Annotated in this window: 7 protein-coding genes; 5 read left to right on the top strand and 2 right to left on the bottom strand. The window is 62.8% G+C overall.

The window, feature by feature from the left end:
• The 4 genes from AC5JJ6_RS02320 to rplI form a co-directional block, all read left to right on the top strand.
• Positions 1-323, top strand: a 323-nt coding sequence (locus AC5JJ6_RS02320) for a 30S ribosomal protein S6 (RefSeq protein WP_496040496.1), incomplete at its 5' end; no start/stop codon positions are given.
• Positions 320-586: a 30S ribosomal protein S18 gene (rpsR, locus tag AC5JJ6_RS02315; RefSeq protein ID WP_044425739.1), complete on the top strand. Its 267-nt coding sequence runs from the start codon at positions 320-322 to the stop codon at positions 584-586. The genes AC5JJ6_RS02320 and rpsR, both read left to right, overlap by 4 nt.
• A 52-nt stretch (positions 587-638) precedes the next feature.
• Positions 639-1,589, top strand: coding sequence for a DUF2232 domain-containing protein (locus AC5JJ6_RS02310; protein ID WP_496040495.1), 951 nt, complete (start codon positions 639-641; stop codon positions 1,587-1,589).
• A 2-nt stretch (positions 1,590-1,591) separates the two neighbouring features.
• Complete coding sequence (rplI, locus tag AC5JJ6_RS02305) at positions 1,592-2,167, top strand: 50S ribosomal protein L9 (protein ID WP_496040494.1); 576 nt, start codon at positions 1,592-1,594, stop codon at positions 2,165-2,167.
• Between the two features lie 108 nt (positions 2,168-2,275).
• On the opposite strand, the gene AC5JJ6_RS02300 is transcribed toward rplI, so the two are convergent.
• The gene (locus AC5JJ6_RS02300; RefSeq protein WP_496040493.1) at positions 2,276-2,461 is read right to left on the bottom strand and encodes a hypothetical protein; all 186 of its coding nucleotides are present in this window, start codon (positions 2,459-2,461) and stop codon (positions 2,276-2,278) included.
• Positions 2,462-2,533: 72 nt separating this feature from the next.
• Positions 2,534-2,941 (bottom strand): hypothetical protein, encoded by a 408-nt coding sequence (locus tag AC5JJ6_RS02295; RefSeq protein WP_496040492.1) that lies wholly within the window; start codon positions 2,939-2,941, stop codon positions 2,534-2,536.
• 219 nt (positions 2,942-3,160) lie between these two features.
• Between AC5JJ6_RS02295 and AC5JJ6_RS02290 the strand changes: the two genes are divergently transcribed.
• The coding region (locus AC5JJ6_RS02290; protein ID WP_496040491.1) for a DnaB-like helicase N-terminal domain-containing protein at positions 3,161-4,038 on the top strand (878 nt) is incomplete at its 3' end.

Here is a 4,038-nt window from a genome sequence, read left to right as displayed (position 1 = left end):
CCTACAAGATCAAGAAGAACCGCAAGGGCCATTACGTCCTGTTCAATCTCAATGCTCCCGCAGCCGCGGTTGCCGAGATGGAACGGAACATGAGCATCAGCGAAGACATCCTGCGCTTCATGACCGTGCGCGTGGATGAGCTGGAAGCCGGCCCGTCCGCCATGATGCAGAGCCGGAACGAGCGCAGCGAACGTGGTGATCGCGGCGACCGCGGTGATCGTGGCGACCGTGGCGGCCGCCGCTTCGACGGCGATCGTGGTGACCGCGGCGACCGTGGCCCCCGTCCCCCCCGCCGCACTGAATTCGAAGGAGAGCAGGCATGAGTGCCGCACCGTCCGCTGGTGGCCGCTCGGGTGGCGGTCCGCGTCGTCCGTTCTTCCGCCGTCGCAAGACCTGCCCGTTCTCGGGTCCGAATGCTCCGGCGATCGACTACAAGGACATCAAGCTGCTCTCGCGCTTCATTTCCGAGCGCGGCAAGATCGTACCGAGCCGCATCACCGCGGTTTCCACCAAGAAGCAGCGCGAGCTGGCGCGGGCGATCAAGCGCGCCCGTTTCCTGGCCCTGCTGCCCTACGTGGTGAAGTAAGCATCCACAAGGCATGGGTCCGGAACAACGGCGACGAAGGTAGAGCGGTGCTATGACCAAGGCCCTGCTGATGTCCATCGGCGGTGGCGTGCTCAGCGCGCTGCTCTATCTATCTGTCGTTACCGGCGGCATGGGGGCCTTGATTCTGGCCTATCTGGCGCCGCTGCCGTTGCTGATGGTCGGACTGGGCACCGGGTTGAGGCCATTCGCCGTCGCGGCGACCGCAGCTGTCGTGGTGGTCGGTCTCTTCGGCGGCGTCCTGTTCGGTATGACCTACGCGGTTGCCAATGGTCTTCTCGTCGCGGTGATCGTACGGCAGGCATTGCTGGCGAGAGCCGGCCCCGACGGCAGCCTGGAATGGTATCCGCCCGGTCTTCTGCTGGTCGTGACGACCGGATTGGGACTGGCGGGTCTGCTGGCGGCGGCATTGGTGACGCTCGGCGATCCGGCCGGACTTGAAGGCAGCGTTCGGCAATTCCTGGTGATGGGCTTCGGCGACGCGGCTGCGGGCACCGGAGGAGATGCGGAGTCGGGGGTGACGCAAGTCATCGACAGCTTCGCGCAGATCTTCCCGGGAATGGTGGTGGTGTCTTGGCTGACCATGGCCATCATCAATGCCGCCCTGGCACAGGGCGTCCTGATGCGGTTCGGCCGCAACCTGCGTCCTCCGATGCGGGTGACCGAGGTCGAGTTGCCGCACTGGATGCCGATGTTGCTGGCTGCTGCCGGCCTGTTGGCTCTGGTCGGTGGCGACGGGCAGCTGGGATATCTGGCGCTGAACGTCGTGATCGTGCTGCTGGTGCCCTTCTTCTTTGCCGGTTTGGCGGTAGTTCACGCCTTTGCCGGCGGGCGACAGGCCCGGACCCTGTTGCTTGTGGTGTTTTACTTCTTTCTGCTGGTGTCCGGCTGGCCGATAGCACTGGTTATCGGCCTTGGTGTGATTGAGCAATGGGCCGGGCTGCGCCGGCGGTTCGCCCGGACCGGCCCGGATCAGGAGAGCTAGTGATGGAAATCGTTCTGTTGGAACGGGTCGAGAAGCTCGGCCAAATGGGTCAGGTCGTCAACGTACGGCCTGGCTATGCGCGTAACTACCTGCTGCCGCAGAAGAAGGCTCTGCGCGCCACGAAGGCCAATCTGGCGTTCTTCGAGACGCAGAAGGCCGAACTTCAGGCCCGCAACCTGGAGCGCCGGAAGGAAGCCGAGCAGGTTTCCGAGAAGATGAAGGGCCTCGTGGTCATCATCACCCGGCAGGCTGCCGAATCGGGCATGCTGTACGGCTCGGTCAACGGCCGCGACATCTCCGATGCCGTGACCGCCGAAGGCTTCGTGATCGAGCGCAATCAGGTCGCGATCAACGATCCGATCAAGAGCCTGGGCCTGTTCGACGTCCGCGTCATCCTGCACCCCGAAGTCAGCGTCAACGTGAAGGTGAACGTCGCCCGTTCGCTGGAAGAGGCGCAGATGCAGGCACAGCGCGGCGGCATGGTCACCACGGCCGACCTGCTGGCGGAAGAGGAAGAAGCCGAAGCGGCCGCCGCTGCTGCTTCCGCCGAAGAGGAAGAGGAAGACACGGAAGCCTGATCGACCGGGCTTTCGCGTACCTACTCCGAGATGGAAAAAGCGCCGGCTGTGGCAGCCGGCGCTTTTTTCGTGTCCAGCCTCGGCTGGGGAAGGTTTGCAATCGATGCCCTAGCCGTGGGCTGTCGTCAGGTAGGACCCGATCGTCTCATCCTGGGCGGCAGGCTGGGTATCCTGGCCCGATGCGGGAGCGTTCAGCATCAGGGAACCGAGGATGATCCCGATTATCAGACCGGCGACCGCGCCAAGGTGACCGCCGCTCTCGGATTCGGTGGATTTCTGTTCATCGTACTTCATCACTGCCTCTCTACAACTGTCTGACCAACAGGGTTGCCAGTCAGATGTTGCGATCGGCCTAACAATAGGGTTTTAGTAGTATTCGACCTGCCGTGCTTCGTAATCGCGCTCCATGTCGCGCCAAGCGGCGTCTTCGGGATCGCTATCGAAATCCTCGACTATCTCTTCCATGTCGTAGTCCGAGTCGCGAAGCACCTCGATCATGAACTCGACCTGATCGGCCCGCAGACCGATCTTCCGAGCCATCTCCGGCATGTCGCGCCCTTCCCGCACATACTGCGCGACATTGCGAATCCGGCGGAAGACGTCTTCCTCCATCTCGGGATCGTAGGCGAAAACGTCGAGGAACTTGCGGGTCCAGGCACCGTCGCTCTCGAACCCGAATCGCAACTGCACCTCGTGCCGGTTTGCGATCAGCCGCGCCAGTTCGATCTGAGCCGGCGTCGGACGATCTTCACCATCTCCAGATTTCCGGGCCACGTCGAACATATCCCATTATTGCCTGTCCGGTCGGGCGACAGAGTTAATGCACCGCCGCCCAACGCCATACTGGCACCCGCCAAACGTCATTGCGAGCGTTAATTTCCTTCATGTTAACAGGCTGTGGATAACTTCATTAGCCGGGTTCCACAAGCTGTGCACAGCCGCCATGACTATGACAGTAACCATTGCTCTGGTAGTCTCCGGCTCATGGAAACCATGACCACAGATCCTCGCACTGCCCGCAATACGGACGCGTCCGGCCGGCGTTCCAGCTACCGTGTCACCCCGCACAACGCGGAGGCGGAGCAGGAACTGCTGGGCGCCATCCTGACCAACAACAAGGCTTATGAGAAGGTCGGCGAGTTCCTGAAGCCGGAGCACTTCTACGATCCCGTCCATAGCCGCATCTTCGAGACGATCCACGCGCTGATCCAGCGCGGCGAGATCGCCGACCCGGTTACGCTGAAGGCCTATTTCGAGACCGACCCGGCGCTGGAAAGCGTCGGCGGCGCCGGATACCTCGGCGAACTGGCCGGCAGCGTCATCTCGGTCGTGAATTCCGAGCACTATGGCCGAATCATCCACGACCTGTACCTTCGCCGCCAGCTCATCGACATGGGCGAGGACATGGTCAATGAGGCCTATAGCCATAACCTGGAGGGCGCGGCGCTCGATCAGATCGAGGGAGCTGAAAAGAAGCTATTCGATCTGGCGACGACCGGCGACATCCAGGGCGGCTTCCAGCCGTTCAGCCAGTCTCTCCGCGTCGCCATCGACATGGCGGAGGAAGCGTTCAAGCGCGACAGCCAGGTCACCGGCGTCACCACAGGCCTGATCGACCTGGACCGCAAGCTGGGAGGCCTCCACCCCTCCGACCTTCTGATCCTCGCCGGCCGTCCTTCCATGGGTAAGACGGCGCTGGCGACCAACATCGCGTTCGCGGCGGCCAAGGCGCATATGCGGACGAACGGCAGCGAAGGCGCGGGCGTCGCCTTCTTCTCGCTGGAAATGTCGGCCGAACAGCTCGCCACCCGTATTCTGGCCGACGAAGCGCAGGTCGCTTCGGAAAAGATCCGGCGCGGCGACCTGAAGCC

Source organism: Skermanella sp., assembly GCF_059503625.1.
This window is presented reverse-complemented; position numbering and strand designations above follow the sequence as displayed.

Excerpts from the sequence above, each read along its gene's own strand:
- AC5JJ6_RS02310 (WP_496040495.1), top strand. The coding sequence starts at position 639 with ATGACCAAGGCCCTGCTGATGTCCATCGGCGGTGGCGTGCTCAGCGCG.
- AC5JJ6_RS02300 (WP_496040493.1), bottom strand. The coding sequence starts at position 2,461 with ATGAAGTACGATGAACAGAAATCCACCGAATCCGAGAGCGGCGGTCAC.
- rplI (WP_496040494.1), top strand. The coding sequence starts at position 1,592 with ATGGAAATCGTTCTGTTGGAACGGGTCGAGAAGCTCGGCCAAATGGGT.
- rpsR (WP_044425739.1), top strand. The coding sequence starts at position 320 with ATGAGTGCCGCACCGTCCGCTGGTGGCCGCTCGGGTGGCGGTCCGCGT.